The sequence below is a fragment of the Promicromonospora iranensis genome (assembly GCF_028994775.1).
GTDB lineage: Bacteria > Actinomycetota > Actinomycetes > Actinomycetales > Cellulomonadaceae > Promicromonospora > Promicromonospora iranensis_A.
The window spans coordinates 20,267-34,960 of record NZ_JAJQMN010000021.1 but is presented as its reverse complement, the minus strand read 5'-3'; the positions used below and the strand labels follow the sequence as shown (position 1 = coordinate 34,960).

Annotated in this window: 11 protein-coding genes; 8 read left to right on the top strand and 3 right to left on the bottom strand. The window is 71.5% G+C overall.

Annotated elements, in window-relative coordinates:
• Window positions 1-31: 31 nt before the first annotated feature.
• Window positions 32-487 (top strand): hypothetical protein, encoded by a 456-nt coding sequence (locus LUU90_RS25400; protein WP_275007037.1) that lies wholly within the window; start codon window positions 32-34, stop codon window positions 485-487.
• 131 nt (window positions 488-618) lie between these two features.
• Window positions 619-2,112: a M81 family metallopeptidase gene (locus LUU90_RS25395; protein ID WP_275007035.1), complete on the top strand. Its 1,494-nt coding sequence runs from the start codon at window positions 619-621 to the stop codon at window positions 2,110-2,112.
• On the opposite strand, the gene LUU90_RS25390 is transcribed toward LUU90_RS25395, so the two are convergent.
• Window positions 2,113-3,237: a GNAT family N-acetyltransferase gene (locus LUU90_RS25390; RefSeq protein WP_275007033.1), complete on the bottom strand. Its 1,125-nt coding sequence runs from the start codon at window positions 3,235-3,237 to the stop codon at window positions 2,113-2,115. It lies immediately after the preceding gene.
• Window positions 3,238-3,329: 92 nt separating this feature from the next.
• Here LUU90_RS25390 and LUU90_RS25385 point away from each other — a divergent pair, with 92 nt between their 5' ends.
• Entirely contained in the window at window positions 3,330-5,810 is a 2,481-nt protein-coding gene (locus tag LUU90_RS25385; protein ID WP_275007032.1) for a glycoside hydrolase family 3 C-terminal domain-containing protein, read from the top strand.
• Window positions 5,811-5,872: 62 nt separating this feature from the next.
• On the opposite strand, the gene LUU90_RS25380 is transcribed toward LUU90_RS25385, so the two are convergent.
• Both LUU90_RS25380 and LUU90_RS25375 read right to left on the bottom strand, forming a co-directional pair.
• Entirely contained in the window at window positions 5,873-7,009 is a 1,137-nt protein-coding gene (locus tag LUU90_RS25380) for a GNAT family N-acetyltransferase (protein WP_275007030.1), read from the bottom strand.
• A 217-nt stretch (window positions 7,010-7,226) separates the two neighbouring features.
• Window positions 7,227-8,336: a LacI family DNA-binding transcriptional regulator gene (locus LUU90_RS25375; protein WP_275007028.1), complete on the bottom strand. Its 1,110-nt coding sequence runs from the start codon at window positions 8,334-8,336 to the stop codon at window positions 7,227-7,229.
• A gap of 178 nt (window positions 8,337-8,514) precedes the next feature.
• Between LUU90_RS25375 and LUU90_RS25370 the strand changes: the two genes are divergently transcribed.
• The 5 genes from LUU90_RS25370 (at window position 8,515) to LUU90_RS25350 (ending at window position 14,694) form a co-directional block, all read left to right on the top strand.
• Window positions 8,515-9,834 (top strand): ABC transporter substrate-binding protein, encoded by a 1,320-nt coding sequence (locus LUU90_RS25370; protein ID WP_275007026.1) that lies wholly within the window; start codon window positions 8,515-8,517, stop codon window positions 9,832-9,834.
• 37 nt (window positions 9,835-9,871) lie between these two features.
• Window positions 9,872-10,801, top strand: a complete 930-nt coding sequence (locus tag LUU90_RS25365) for a carbohydrate ABC transporter permease (protein ID WP_425596300.1) — start codon at window positions 9,872-9,874, stop codon at window positions 10,799-10,801.
• A gap of 23 nt (window positions 10,802-10,824) precedes the next feature.
• Window positions 10,825-11,700, top strand: a complete 876-nt coding sequence (locus tag LUU90_RS25360; protein ID WP_425596303.1) for a carbohydrate ABC transporter permease — start codon at window positions 10,825-10,827, stop codon at window positions 11,698-11,700.
• Window positions 11,701-11,789: 89 nt separating this feature from the next.
• Window positions 11,790-14,243 carry a beta-glucosidase family protein gene (locus LUU90_RS25355; protein ID WP_275007020.1) on the top strand — a complete coding sequence of 818 codons (2,454 nt, stop codon included), beginning with the start codon at window positions 11,790-11,792 and terminating at the stop codon, window positions 14,241-14,243.
• A gap of 94 nt (window positions 14,244-14,337) precedes the next feature.
• Window positions 14,338-14,694: an RNA-binding S4 domain-containing protein gene (locus LUU90_RS25350; protein WP_275007018.1), complete on the top strand. Its 357-nt coding sequence runs from the start codon at window positions 14,338-14,340 to the stop codon at window positions 14,692-14,694.

Here is a 14,694-nt window from a genome sequence, read left to right as displayed (position 1 = left end):
AGGGGGTGCCGCGAGACCGGAGGTCACAGAGATGAACCCCTCGACCATGAAGAAGCGCTGGGCCATCGTCGGGGCGGCCGCCGTGCTCGGAGTCGCCGGCGCGACGACTGCCGCGGCGCTGAACGACCCGGCCCCGCGGGCGGAGTCCTCCGCCGCCGTCGCCCTGGACGGCCCCACGCAGCCCGACGGCGGCGCGGGCGCCGCGACCACCGATCCCTCGCCGGAGTCGGCGGACTCGCCGAACGAGTCGGCCCGGGACACGCCGGGCTCCGCGCAGTCGGCGGACTCCCCGGGTGACGCGAACTACGACCCTTCGCCGGAGTCGGCGGACTCGCCGAACGAGTCGGCGCACGACACGCCGGGCTCCGCGCAGTCGGCGGACTCCCCGAACGACTCGAACTACGTCGGTGACCAGGACGACGACACGCCGGACGACGCGGGTGACGACGACGACGCCGACGACGCCGACGACCGGGGCGACGACTGACCGAACGGGCCTTCTCAGGTCCTCGGCGACCACCCTGAGACCAGGTGTTCGGCAACTCCAGCTGCCCGACACCTGGTCTTTTACCGTGAAATAAGCGCTAAGTCGTTACTCGTCCTGCCTACACTGCGCCCGTGACCCGTACCCACCAACGGCCGCGGATCGCGATCTGCGGCATGGCCATCGAGTCCAGCACGTTCTCCCCGCACCGCTCGGGCTGGGAGGCGTTCACCCTTCTGCGTGGCAACGAGCTCGTCCGCCGGTACCCGTTCCTCCGGGACGGCGCACCGTTGCGCCGGGAGGCCGAATGGGTGGGGGTGCTGCGGGCCGGGGCGCTCCCGGGCGGTGCGGTCCTCACCGAGGTCTACGAGACGGTCCGGACCGAGATCGGCCTGACGCTGGAGGCACAGGGCCCGTTCGACGGCGTGCTGCTCGACATCCACGGCGCCATGACCGTGCTCGGGTACACGGATGCGGAGGCGGACCTCGTGCGGGCGGTGCGGGCCGCCGTCGGGCCGGACTGCCTGATCTCCGCCTCCATGGACCTGCACGGCAACGTGTCGCGGGAGCTCGCCCAGACCGCCGACCTGGTCACCTGCCACCGCATGACCCCGCACGAGGATGACGACGAGGCGCGGGAGCGTGCGGCGACCAACCTGCTGCACCGGATCGACGGGGCGGGCCGGCCGCGCAAGGCGTGGGTGCAGGTCCCCGTGCTGCTGCCGGGGGAGAAGACGAGCACCCGGCTCGAGCCGGCGCGGGGCATCTACGAGGACGTGGCACGGGTCGGCGCGCTGGAGGGTGTCCTGGACGCCTCGGTATGGGTCGGGTACGCGTGGGCGGACGAGCCGCGCTGCCGGGCCGCCGTCGTGGTCATGGGGGACGACGACGAGCTCATCGCGCGCGAGGCGGAGCGGCTGGCCCGCCGGTACTGGGACGCCCGCGACCAGTTCGAGTTCGTCGCACCGGCGGGAACCTACGAGGAGTGCCTGAAGGCGGTGCTCGCGAGCGACGCGCGGCCGTTCGTCCTCTCGGACTCCGGCGACAACCCCATGGCCGGCGGCGCGGGCGACGTCACCTGGACCCTCGCGCGGCTCCTGACGGAGCCTGCCTTCACCAACCTGCCCGAGGCAGGCGGCCGGAGCGCCATCTACGCGTCCCTGCCCGATCCCGAGGCCGCCCGTACGGTCGCCGACGCCGGTGTGGGTCACGCCGTCGAGGTGACGGCCGGCGCCCGGGTCGACGGCGGGCCGCACGGGCCGGTCACGCTGCGCGGCGTGGTGGAGCACGTCCGCGAGGACGACCCGGTGGGCGGGACCGTCTGCGTCGTGGCGGCCGGCGGGCTCAAGGTGATCCTCACCGAACGCCGCAGGCCCTATCACCTGGAGTCGGACTTCACGGCGCTCGGCCTGGACCCGCGCGGCACCGACGTCGTGGTGGTGAAGATCGGCAACCTCGAGACCGAGCTCTACGACATGGCCGACGACTGGATGCTCATGCTCAGCCCGGGCGCCGTCGACCAGGACCTGCTCCGCCTGCGGCACACGAACCTGGGCGGCCCGGTGCACCCGTTCGACCCGGAGGAGGCGTTCACGGATGGCCCGGACCTGACCCCCCACCTCCTCTGATCACAGGGGGCCCTGGAACTCCGCGCAGCCGCCCGCCGGGACGAAGCCGAGGGCCACGTTGATCGCGAGCATGTGCGGGTTCTCCTCGTTGTTCCAGGTGTAGATGCGCTGGGCCTCGGGTCGCAGACGGGCGTGCTCGCGCAGGTTCACCGCCTTGATCAGCATCCCGAGCCGGTGCCCGCGATGCGCCTTGAGCACCACCGTGGACTCCTGGTCGCTGTGGTCCGGCTTCTGGTCGTTCCACATCAGCATCGTCATCGCGGCGAGCTCGCCCGTGGCCACGTGCTCGGCTGCCGTCACCACGTACCGGTCACCCTTGGCGGCGATCGTCGCCTCCTCGACGCGGAGGCGGTCGGCGTCCCAGACGTCGGACTCGACCTCAAGACCGCCGCGCGGCTCGTCGTCGGACAGCGCCTGCTCCAGGGCCGCGTACTGCTCGATCCACTCGTCCGGCGTGGGCGCGGTCCAGGTATGGACGCGGTACGCGTCGCCCGCCACGGCACGGGCCTCGGCCTCGAACCGCGAGACGGCCTCGGGCGCGACGGGCAGGTCGATGCGGGAGCGGCGCTCCACGAGCTGCAGCTTCAGGCCCAGCTTCTGCGCCAGCCGCACACCGGGCAGGTCCGCGGACACCGTGCCGATGCCCGACGCCGGAGCCAGCGTCTCGCCGGCAGCCACCTCGGGCCCGAAGTCGACGGGAGCCAGGACCGACGTCCGGCCCTCCGCCTGCGCGGTGGTGCGCAACCACTCGACCAGGGCCGTGCCGATGCCCTGCCGCCGGTACTCCGGGTGCACCACGATGACACCCACCGCCAGATCCGGGTTCGACCGGACGAAGAAGTTCAGAAGGGCACTGCCCACCACCCGTGGTCCCTCCGGGGTGTCCACCACGGCGACCTGGCGCAGCCTGCGCCGGTAGTCCTGGTTGTTCATCGCGACCACGAGCCCGATCGGGGTCGGTGCCGCATCCGCGTTGCCGAGATCGGCCGGCTCCGCCGCGGCGTGCAGCTCCGCCACGCCCCGGTACATCCATGCCTCCGGGGCGTCGAGGGAGGAGATTCGGGGCACGTCCAGCAGCCGCCACGTCGACGTCGTCGGGGCGGGTACCGCGGAGGGTGTGGTCATGAGACCCAGGGTGCTCTCCGGGTCCTCGATACGCACGGCTTTTTCGCCGGGCCCGCAGCGCCATCTGTCGCGGCCACCGCTACCGTGACCCGATGAGGAAGAAGCCGCAGGTCCGCACCGCAGCCGCCACCGCAGCGGCACCTGCGGCGATCGTCCGGAAGCTCACCCTCGAGCAGAAGGCGCGGCTCCTGTCCGGCGCCTCGTTCTGGACCACCGCCGAGGCGCCCGGAGTCCCCTCGGTGTTCCTCGCGGACGGCCCGCACGGGGTGCGGCGGCTCGCTCCCGACGTCGGCGACATCGAGGGCGCGGTCCCCGCCACCTGCTTCCCGCCGGCGGTAGCGCTCGGCAGCACGTTCGACGTCGACCTGGTCCGGCGCGTGGGCGAGGCGGTCGCGGACGAGGCCCAACGGCGCGGCGTCGACGTGGTGCTCGGCCCCGGCATCAACATCAAGCGCAGCCCGCTGTGCGGGCGCAACTTCGAGTACGTGGCCGAGGACCCGCTGCTCGCCGGCGAGATCGGCGCGGCCCTCGTCACCGGCATCCAGGGCAACGGCGTCGCCACGAGCCTCAAGCACTTCGCCGCCAACAACCAGGAGACGGAGCGCATGCGCGTCTCCGCCGACATCGACGAGCGCACCCTCCGCGAGATCTACCTGCGCGGCTTCCAGCGCGTCGTCACCCGGGCGCAGCCGGCGACCCTCATGTCGTCGTACAACCGCATCAACGGCACCCACACCGGTGAGGACCGCCGCATCACCACCGACATCCTCCGTGGCGAGTGGGGCTTCGAGGGCCTCGTCCTGTCCGACTGGGGCGCCGTCCACGACCGCATCGCCGGCATCCGCGCGGGCCTCGACCTGGAGATGCCCGCCGCCGGGGAGGGCCGGGTCAAGGAGATCGTCGCGGCGGTGCGGTCCGGTGCCCTCGACCTGGCCGACGTCGACCGCTCGGCCACCCGGGTCGTCACGCTGGCGCTCGCGGCGCAGGCGGCACGGGGCGAGGCGCCGCCGCTCGCGGAGCGGGGCCACGACCCCGAGGCCTGGCACGACACGGCGCACCACGACCTGGCGCGCGAGGCGGCGAGTCGAGCGGTGGTGCTGCTCAAGAACGACGACGGCCTGCTGCCGCTGGCCCCGCAGACGCGCCTGGCGGTGATCGGCGAGCTCGCCCGCACGCCGCGCTACCAGGGCGCGGGCTCGTCGCAGATCGTCCCCACGCGGCTCGACGACGCCCTGGCGGCGATCAAGGACTCCGCCTCCGACGTCGTCTTCGCGCCCGGCTACGAGCTGGACGGGACAAGGGCCGTGACGGGGGGTGTGACGGGCTCCGGTGGCGAGACGGGCGCGCCCCGCCGGGGTCCGGTCGGGAAACTGTGGAAGAGATCGGAAGCGGCCGCCCGCGCCGCCGAGGTGCTGGCTGCCGAGGCGGTGGCCACCGCACGCGATGCCGGTGTGGTGCTGTTCTTCGCGGGGTTGCCGCAGTCGGCGGAGGCGGAGGGTCGCGACCGCACGGACATCGAGCTGCCCGCGGCCCAGCTCGACCTGCTGGACCGGGTGCTGGAAGCCAACCCGCGCGTGGTGGTGGTGCTGTCCAACGGCTCGGTGGTGCGGCTGTCCGGGTTCGCGGACCGGGTACCCGCGATCGTGGAGGGCTGGCTGCTGGGTCAGGCGGGCGGCGGCGCGCTGGCCGACGTGTTGTTCGGGCGTGTCAACCCGTCCGGCCGGCTGGCCGAGACCGTGCCCCTGCGCATCGAGGACACCCCGGCCTGGCCGAGCTTTCCCGGTACGGGCCTGCACGTCACGTACGGCGAGGGCATCTACGTGGGCTACCGCTGGTACGACGCACGCGACCTGGGGGTGCAGTTCCCGTTCGGTCACGGCCTCTCGTACACGACGTTCGCGTACTCGGGGCTGGGGGTCTCGACAGGCTCGACCCGCGGGAAGGGCTCGGCCGACGGGAAGGGCGTGACCGACGGCGGGGACCTCGTCGTGCGCGTGACGGTGACCAACACCGGCGGCGTCGAGGGACGCGAGGTGGTGCAGTGCTACGTCTCCCTGCCGGGCTCGGCGGTCCCCCGCGCGCCTCGTGCCCTGGCTGCGTTCGCCGTGGTCGACCTCACGCCGGGCGAGTCCCGAGAGGTGGAGCTGACGGTGGCCCGGGACGACCTCGCGTACTGGGACGTCCGGGCTGACCGGTGGCGGGTCGAGGGCGGCACCTACCGCGTCGAGGTGGGCGCCTCGAGCCGCGATCTCCGCGCCACGGCGGAGGTCGAGGTCCCGGCCGACGGTTTCGTCGCGCCGCTCGACGCCGACTCCTCACTGGGTGAGGCGATGGCGCACCCCGTCATCGGCCCGACGGTCACCGGGATGCTGAAGGGGGCCGGCCTCTCCGCCGACGTCATGGTCATGACCAGGGCGATGCCCCTCGGTCGGCTCGCCTACCAGCCCGGCTCGGGCGTGACGCACCAGCAGGTGCAGCAGCTGCTCGACGTCGCGAACGGCACCGGGAGCCTGGCCAACCGCGCCACCGGAAGGCTGCTCACCCTGGCCGGCCGCCTCCGCAAGCACCGTTGAGTGCTGGCTATCTGCGGGTTTCGGGCCCGCGAAACCGCAGATATCCAGCACTCAGCGAGGGGTCAGAGGCGTTTTTGGAGGGCCGCCTCCGCGCCTGAGGGGCGGAAGCCCAGGGCCACGTTGATGTCGAGCATGTGCGCGTTCTCCTCGGCGTTGAACGTGTGCACGCGCTCGGTCTGCGGGTACCGGGCGGCGAGCTCACGCAGGTTGACCGCCTTGACCAGCATGCCGAGCCGGTGTCCGCGGTGGGACTTCAGCACGATCGTCTCCTCCTGGAACACGAACGCCGGCTTGCCGTCCTGCAGCAGGAACGACGTGCCGCCCGCGATCTCGCCCGACGGGACGTGCTCCACCAGGGTGGTCAGCAGGCGCTGGCCGCTCGCAGCGCGCTCCTCGAGGTAGACCCGTACCCGCTCGGCGTCCCACTTCTCCTCGCCGTAGTCGAGCTCACCCTGCGGCACGTCGGTCGTCATCCGGGTCATGAGCTGGGCGTATCTCTCGTACCACTCCTCGGGAATGCCCTCCCAGGTGTGGGTCCGGTAGTCGGCGCCGGCCTTGGCCCGCGCCTCCGTCTCGAACGCCGCCAGCTTGTCGGGATCCACCGGCAGATCGAGCCGCGACATGCGCTCCACCTGCTCGAGGGTGTATCCCCGCCCGAGTGCGAACCGCACGCCGGGGACGTCGGCGGGGATCCGCCCGACGCCGGTGGCCGGCACCGCCGCTTCCTCGTCGGCAGCGGCCTCGCGCGGCGCCGACGCCCAGACGAAGAACGTCGTCCGCCCGGCATCGGCGGCCGCCTCCTCGACCCGTGCCGTGAGGGCCGTGCCGATGCCCTGCCGGCGGTGGTCCGGATGGACGCCCACGTAGACGTCCGCGGTATGCGTGTTCTCCTTGAGCGTCATCGCCAGGAACCCGAAGCCGACCACGTCGTCGGCGGTGGGCGCTCCGCCGTCGGGCCGGTCCAGGACCGCGACGAATCGCTGCTTGCGCGCGTACTCCTGGTGCAGCATGCCGCTGATGGTCTGCCGCGCCGGGCGGGCGAGGTCGTCGTACCCGCGGCCGGCGATCTCCGTGGCCCGCTCGACCGCGGCCATCCCGTGGTACGCCCAGGCATCCGGATGGTCGGCGGACGGTACGGCCGCCACCTCGAGGACGTGCCACGGCTTCTGCGCCGCCGTGTGGCCGGTGAGGGAGGTCATGCCACCAGAGTGCCCCGGCCCGCCACCGGCGGCGAGGTAATTTCGGCGGGCAGGGGCGCCCTGGTCACGCGGCCACCCGCAGGCCCCGCAGCTACGGCTGGAGGCCCACCTGGAGGCAGAGCGCACGGCCGGCCGGGTGCGCGTCGACGAGCCGGGCCTGGGGCAGCGGCTGGTGGCGCCCGTGGCACCCGTGCTGCTGCCGGGCTGAGGCCCTCGGCTACGCGGAGTGCGGGGGAGCCGTGCTCGCACGCTCTACCAGCCGCGTGGGCAGGCGGGTGTGCTTGCCGGCCGTCGTGCCCGACTCGAGCATCGCGATGACCATGCGGAGCGCCTCGGCGCCCATCTCGTGCAGGGACTGCGCGACGGTGGTCAGGGGCGGGGTCGAGGCCGCGGCCTCGGGGATGTTGTCGAACCCGATGACCGACAGGTCCTCGGGGACGCGCAGCCCCAGCTCCTGGGCCACCTGGATGACGTGGATCGCCGACAGGTCGTTCGCGGCGAAGACGGCGGTCGGCCGGTCGGTACGTTCGAGGAGGTCGTGCGTGGGGCGGTCGGACCGGTCCGGACGGTAGCCGCCCTCGAGCACCAGGCTCGGGTCCGGGGTGAGGCCCGCGGCTGCCATCGCCTCGAAGAAGCCCAGCTCACGCAGGCGCGCCGACTCCAGGTCGGAACGTCCGCCCAGGTAGCCGATGCGCGTGTGGCCGAGTCCGATGAGGTGCTCGGTCGCGGTGCGGGCGCCGCCCAGGTTGTCGGAGTCCACGGTCGCCGGCCCGGTGGGGCCGGTGTGCGGGTCGATGGCGACGATGGGCACGCCCTCGTGCACCGGGAGGGCCAGGGTGGGCGTGACGATCACGACGCCGTCGATCAGGGTGCCGGCCAGGCGAGAGAGCGAGCGGCGCTCCCAGCCCACGTGGTCCGAGTGGCCGGCGTCGCCGCAGTAGGCGAGCAGCTCGTACCCGGTACCGTCGACGGCCGCGGAGATGCCCTTGAGCAGCTCCGTGCTGAACGGCTCGAACTCGGCGACGAGCACGCCGATCACGTTGGTCTGCCGGCGGCGCAGGCTGCGCGCGACGAGGGACGACTCGTACCCGAGGTCGGCGACGACACCGAGCACACGCTCCGCGGTGGCGGCCGCCACGCCGTAACGACCGTTGACGACCTTGGACACGGTGGCGACCGATACGCCCGCGACGCGCGCGACATCGGTGATGGTGGCGCGGCCGGTCGCACGTTCCTGGTTGGCGAACGGCTCCGGGGTCCCCGGATCGTTCCCCACGCCGTCACCCGGTCCGGCAGTGGACCCGGGTGAGCTTGTCCCACTGTGCACGGAAGCGAGGGTACCCCGGGCAACGCGGTGTGTCTGGCGGGCCGATCCGTTTCGAAATCGATATCGAAACCGTTTGACGAAACCGTCGCCGGGCTGCCACGCTCCTGACTGACGGACCTGTCGTCCGTCACAGGCAGGCTCCTGCCGACCGTCGATGACGACTACAAGGGGTTCCACAATGAAGAGGAAGATGCGCGGCGCGGCACTGATCGCGCTCGGCAGCACCGTCGCCCTGCTGGCGGCCGGCTGTGTCGGTGCCGGGTCCGGCCCGAGCGAGGACGCGACCAACGAGAACGCGGACGCCCAGGAGTTCACCTGGTGGCACAACTCCAACAACGGCGAGGGCAAGGCGTACTACGACCAGGTCGCCGCCGACTTCGAGGCCGAGACGGGGGTCAAGGTCAACGTCCAGGCCATGCAGCACGAGGACATGCTGACCAAGCTGCAGGCGGCCTTCCAGTCCGGCGACGACGCGCAGATCCCCGACGTCTACATGAGCCGTGGCGGCGGCGAGCTCGCCGCCGAGGTCGAGGCCGGTCTGGTGCGTGACCTCACCGAGGGTTCCGCCGACACGATCAGCAAGATCTCCAACTTCACCGAGCAGTACTCGGTGGACGACAAGGTCTACGCCCTGCCGTACTCCATCGGCCTGGTCGGCTTCTGGTACAACAAGGACCTCTTCGAGGCGGCGGGCATCACCGACGTGTCGCAGAGCCCGACGATCGAGGAGTTCGACGGCTACCTCGAGAAGCTCGAGGAGGCCGGTACCACCCCGATCTCCGTGGGTGCCGGTGACAAGTGGCCGGCCGCGCACTACTGGTACTACGGCGTGGTCCGCGAGTGCCCGTACGACGTGGTCGAGGCCGCGATCGAGAGCGCCGACTACTCCGACCCGTGCTTCCTCAAGGCGGGCGAGCACGTCGAGGACATCATCGCGCAGGAGCCGTTCAACCGGGGCTTCCTGACCACTCCGGCCCAGACCGGACCGACGTCGGCCTCCGGCCTGCTCGCGACCGAGAAGGCCGCGATGGAGCTCGCGGGTCACTGGGAGCCCGGCGTCGCCGGCGGTCTCACCGAGAGCGGCGAGGTGCCCGACTTCCTCGGCTGGTTCGCCTTCCCGACGTTCGACGGCCAGGGCGGCGACCCTGCCGACCAGATGGGCGGCGGTGACGCGTGGTCGGTCTCGGCCGCAGCACCCGACGCGGCGGTCGACTTCGCGAACTACCTGCTCAGCGACGAGGTCCAGCAGGGCTTCGCCGAGCTGGACATGGGCCTGCCGACCAACCCGGCGGCGACGGACTCGCTCTCGAACGAGACGCTCGCGCAGCTCATCCCCGTGCGTGACGGCGGCGGCGTGACCCAGCTCTACCTCGACACGCGCCTCGGCCAGTCGGTCGGCGGTGCCATGAACGACGAGATCGCCCTCATGTTCGCCGGCGAGTCGGGCCCGCAGGACGTCGTCGACGCCATCCAGTCCGCGGCAGAAGCGGAGCAGTGAGCCAGTGAACTCACCAGCCAGGGGCGGGCGCGGCAGGGTGACCTCTGCATGGCGCAAGCGCCTCGAGATCGTATTGTTCGTCACGCCCGCCCTGGCGCTGTTCGCACTCTTCGTGGTCTGGCCGATCGTCACGGCGGTCCAGCTCTCGGTGTACCGCTGGAAGGGCTTCGGCCCGCTGGTCGACTTCGTCGGTCTGCGCAACTACGTGACGGTGCTGGCCGACGACGTCTTCGTCGACTCGGTCGTCCACAACCTGATCATCGTCGGTGGCTCCATAGCGATCCAGCTCCCGCTGGGCCTGGCCATCGCACTGCTGCTCAACCGCAAGATGTGGGGCCAGGGCCTGCTGCGCACGATCATCTTCGTGCCGTACGTCCTCGCCGAGGTCATCGCGGGTGTGGTCTGGTTCCAGCTCCTGCAGCCGGAGTACGGAGTGATCGACGGGCTGCTCGGCAGCGTCGGCCTCGAGGCGCCCGAGCAGGGCTGGCTCGGTGACCCCGACCTCGCGCTGTGGACGGTGCTCGCGGTGCTCACCTGGAAGTACCTCGGGCTGGCCGTGATCCTGTTCCTCGCGGGGCTGCAGGGTGTGCCGGAAGAGCTCTACGAGGCTGCCCAGCTCGACGGCGCCTCGTGGTGGCAGGTGCAGCGCAAGATCACCGTCCCGCTGCTCGGCCCGACCATGCGCACCTGGGCGTTCCTGTCGATGATCGGTTCGCTCCAGCTGTTCGACATGGTGTGGATCCTGACCGGCGGTGGCCCGGCCAACTCCACGACCACCATGGCGACCTATCTCATCAACGAGGGCACCCGGAGCCAGAACTTCGGTATCGCCGGTGCCGCCTCGGTGATCCTCTTTGTCATCGCGCTCATCATGGCCGTCCTGTACCAGCAACTGATCCTCAGCCGGGACACGCGGTCCGACGTGGTGACGGTGAAAAGGACGAAGACGAAGAAGGTGACCCGGTGAGTACGTCGAACGCGGCTGTCCTGATGCACGCCCCGACCACGCGCGAACCCTCCGGGCGACGCCGGAACCGCAAGCGCGGTTCCTTCGGGGGCGGTAACCCTGTCGTCTACGCGATCGCTCTCGCGGTGGTCGCGCTCACCCTCGGGCCGGTGCTCTACGGCGTGCTGGGCGGCTTCCGCACCAACGCGCAGATCGCCCAGGACCCGTCGGGCCTGCCCAGCCCGTGGGTGCTCGACAACTACGTGGGCGTCCTGACCGGTGCCAGCTTCTGGCAGTACGCACTCAACTCGACCGTCATCGCCGTGCTGACCACAACGATCACCGTGGTGTTCGGTGTGATGGCCGCCTACCCGCTGGCCCGCTACCAGTTCAAGGGCCGGGAGACGCTTTTCATGGTCTTCGTGGTGGGCCTGCTCTTCCCCGCCACCGTGGCGATCGTCCCGCTGTTCATCCTCATCACGCAGAACCTGCAGCTGGGGAACACCTGGATGGGCGTGGCGCTGCCGCAGGCTGCCTTCGCCCTCCCCGTGACCGTCGTGATCCTGCGGCCGTTCCTCGCCGCGATCCCGAAGGAGCTCGAGGAGGCCGCGCAGCTCGACGGCACCTCACGGATCGGCTTCTTCTGGCGGATCCTGCTACCGCTGTCCGGTCCGGGCATGGTGACGGTCGGTGTGCTGGCGTTCGTCGGCTCGTGGAACGCGTACCTGCTGCCGCTGCTCCTGCTGCAGTCCGACATGAAGACGCTGCCGCTCGGCGTCGCGGACTTCTCGTCGGAGCACGCGTCGGACACGGCGGGCGTCTTCGCCTTCACGACCCTCGCCATGATCCCCGCCCTGGTGTTCTTCCTGGCCATGCAGCGGCGCATCGTCGGTGGTCTCACCGGAGCCGTCAAGGGCTGAGCAGGGCGCGGCCGCCGGCCCGGGGCACGTGACCCGGGCCGGCACGTTTCGAAGCAGGCCTGAACAAGCAGGTCAAGAAAGGGATTTTTATGACGGAGCTGCCCGTGGCGCTTCGGGCGATGCCCGAGGTGTCGGAGCGCGTGCGCGAGCTGCACGCACAGATGACTCTCGAGGAGAAGCTGGCCCAGCTGGTCGGGTACTGGCTGGACCAGGGCGGCAACGTCGTGGCACCGATGCAGGGTGAGATGCAGGGTGAGGTGGCCGGGAGGCAGGGCTCCACGGCGCTCCCCGAGATCACGAAGAACGGCCTCGGCCACTACACCCGTGTGTACGGCACGCGCCCCGTCGACCCGGTCGAGCGGGCGTCGTGGCTCTGGGACGAGCAGCGGAGGCTGAAGCGCGAGACGCGTCTCGGCATCCCCGCACTGGTCCACGAGGAGTGCCTCACGGGCCTGGCAGCCTGGCAGGCGGCGACGTTCCCGACACCGCTCGCCTGGGGCGCGTCGTTCGACCCCGAGCTCGTGGCCGAGATGGGCCGCGTCATCGGGGAGTCGATGCGGGAGCTCGGCATCCACCAGGGGCTGGCGCCCGTGCTCGACGTCGTCCGCGACCCTCGCTGGGGACGGGTCGACGAGTGCATCGGCGAGGACCCGTACCTCGTCGGCACCGTCGGCACCTCCTACGTGCGCGGGCTCCAGGGGGCGGGCGTACATGCCACGCTCAAGCACTTCGTCGCCTACTCCGGTTCCAAGGCGGGGCGCAACCACGCCCCGGTGAGCGCGGGTCCGCGAGAGATCGCCGACATCTTCCTGCCGCCCTTCGAGATGGCCGTGCTCGACGGCGGGGTGCGCAGCGTCATGGCCGCGTACAACGACGTCGACGGTGTGCCGATGCACTCGTCGCGCGAGTACCTCACGGGGCTGCTCCGGGAGCGGTGGGGGTTCGACGGCGTGGTGGTCGCCGACTACTTCGGGGTGGCGTTCCTGAACGTCATGCACGCCATCGCGGCGGACCGGGGCGGGGCCGCCGCGGCGGCGCTCGAGGCCGGCGTCGACGTCGAGCTGCCGTCGGGCGACGCGTACCTCGAACCGCTCGCGGCGCTCGTGACGGACGGCACGGTGCCGGTCGAGATCGTGGACCGTGCGGTGCTGCGCACGCTCAAGCAGAAGGAGGAGCTCGGGCTCCTCGAGCCGGACGTGTACGAGGACGCGCCACCCGCCGTCGTCGACCTGGACTCGCCGGCACACCGCGACGTGGCCAGGCGCCTCGCCGAGGAGTCGGTGGTGCTGCTCTCGAACGACGGCGTGCTGCCGCTCGGCTCGTGGCACGACAAGCCCGCTCGCGTGGCGGTGATCGGGCCGAACGCCGACCGGCCCGAGGCCCTGATGGGCTGCTACTCGTTCGCCAACCACGTGCTCGCGCACTTCCCCGGTGTGCCGGCGGGCTTCGAGATCCCGTCGGTGGCCGAGGCCCTGGCCGTGGAGTTCGACCGCGCGGGCCTGCCCGCGCCCGAGCTGACGTTCGCGCAGGGCTGTGCTGTCGAGGGCGATGACACCTCGGGGTTCCCCGAGGCGGTCGCCGCGGCGGAGGCCGCCGACGTCGCGATCGTCGTCGTGGGCGACCAGGCAGGACTGTTCGGCCGCGGCACCGTGGGCGAGGGCAACGACAGCGAGTCGCTGGAGCTGCCCGGCGTCCAGCGCGAGCTGGTCGAGGCGGTGCTCGCCGCCGGCAAGCCGGTCGTCATGGTGCTGATCACCGGTCGTCCGTACGCAGTGGGCTGGGCGCTCGATGCCCAAGCGGGCACCGGAGAGGCCGGCGGCAGGAAGCCGGGCGCGGTGCTCCAGGCGTTCTTCCCCGGGGAGGAGGGCGGCAGTGCGCTCGCCGGCGTCATCTCCGGCCGGGTGAACCCCTCGGGTCGCCTGCCCGTGTCCATCCCGCGTTCGACGGGATCGCAGCCGTACTCGTACCTGCACCCGATCCTCGGGGGCGCGTCCGAGGTCACGTCGACCGACTCGACGCCGCCGCGTGCCTTCGGGTTCGGCCTGTCGTACACGACGTTCGCGCGCGAGCTGGTCTCCGTGGACCCGCTGGTCACCGCTGGTGGCACGTTCAACGCCGTCGTGACGGTGACGAACACCGGTGAGGTGGCAGGGTCCGACGTCGTGCAGCTGTACGGGCACGACGTGCTGGGATCCATCGCCCGGCCCACCACGCAGCTGCTCGGGTACCACCGGGTCACGCTGGAGCCGGGGGAGTCCACCACGATCACGTTCGAGGTGCCGACCACCAGGTTCGCGTTCACCGACCGGAGCATGACGCGGGTCGTCGAGCCAGGCGACGTCGAGGTGTGGGTGGGTGCGCATGCCGCCGACAGCGTTGTCAGGGTGGTGGCCGAGGGTATCGCGGACCTGGACGAGCCCAACGACGTGCCGGGGGACGGTCCGGTCGACGCAGCCCCCGCGGCCCGCAGGATCGTCACGATCACGGGTGAGCTCCACGAGGTAAAGACCTCCGACCCTCGCTGGGTAAGAGCCACAACCTGACCGGCTCGTTGAGTGCTGGGTATTTGCGGGTCCACGGCCCGGAAATGCACAAATGCCCAGCACTCAACGGGCTGGACGGTGAGAGGATGGGGCGATGCGCATCGACGTGTGGTTGTGGGCGGTGCGGCTGACCAAGAGCCGGTCGGTCGCGGCCGACCTGTGCCGCAGCGGGCGCGTCCGGATCAACGGCAAGGTCGCGAAGGCCTCGGCGTCCGTCGCCGTCGGTGACCGCGTGACGTGGCGCGATCCCCTCCGGGACCGGGACATCGAGGTCGTGGAGCTGCTCCCCAAACGGGTCGGCGCTCCCATCGCCGCCAAGGCGTACCTGGACCACAGCCCCGCCCTGCCCACGCGGGTCGAGCGCGAGGCCGTCGGGCTCCGCGACCGCGGGGCGGGCCGCCCGACCAAGCGCGAGCGGCGCGATATCGACAGGCTGCGCGGCCGGATCTGA

Coding starts and splice junctions, on each gene's coding strand:
- LUU90_RS25400 (WP_275007037.1), top strand. CDS start 32: ATGAACCCCTCGACCATGAAGAAGCGCTGGGCCATCGTCGGGGCGGCC.
- LUU90_RS25390 (WP_275007033.1), bottom strand. CDS start 3,237: ATGACCACACCCTCCGCGGTACCCGCCCCGACGACGTCGACGTGGCGG.
- LUU90_RS25385 (WP_275007032.1), top strand. CDS start 3,330: ATGAGGAAGAAGCCGCAGGTCCGCACCGCAGCCGCCACCGCAGCGGCA.
- LUU90_RS25380 (WP_275007030.1), bottom strand. CDS start 7,009: ATGACCTCCCTCACCGGCCACACGGCGGCGCAGAAGCCGTGGCACGTC.
- LUU90_RS25370 (WP_275007026.1), top strand. CDS start 8,515: ATGAAGAGGAAGATGCGCGGCGCGGCACTGATCGCGCTCGGCAGCACC.
- LUU90_RS25360 (WP_425596303.1), top strand. CDS start 10,825: ATGCACGCCCCGACCACGCGCGAACCCTCCGGGCGACGCCGGAACCGC.
- LUU90_RS25355 (WP_275007020.1), top strand. CDS start 11,790: ATGACGGAGCTGCCCGTGGCGCTTCGGGCGATGCCCGAGGTGTCGGAG.
- LUU90_RS25350 (WP_275007018.1), top strand. CDS start 14,338: ATGCGCATCGACGTGTGGTTGTGGGCGGTGCGGCTGACCAAGAGCCGG.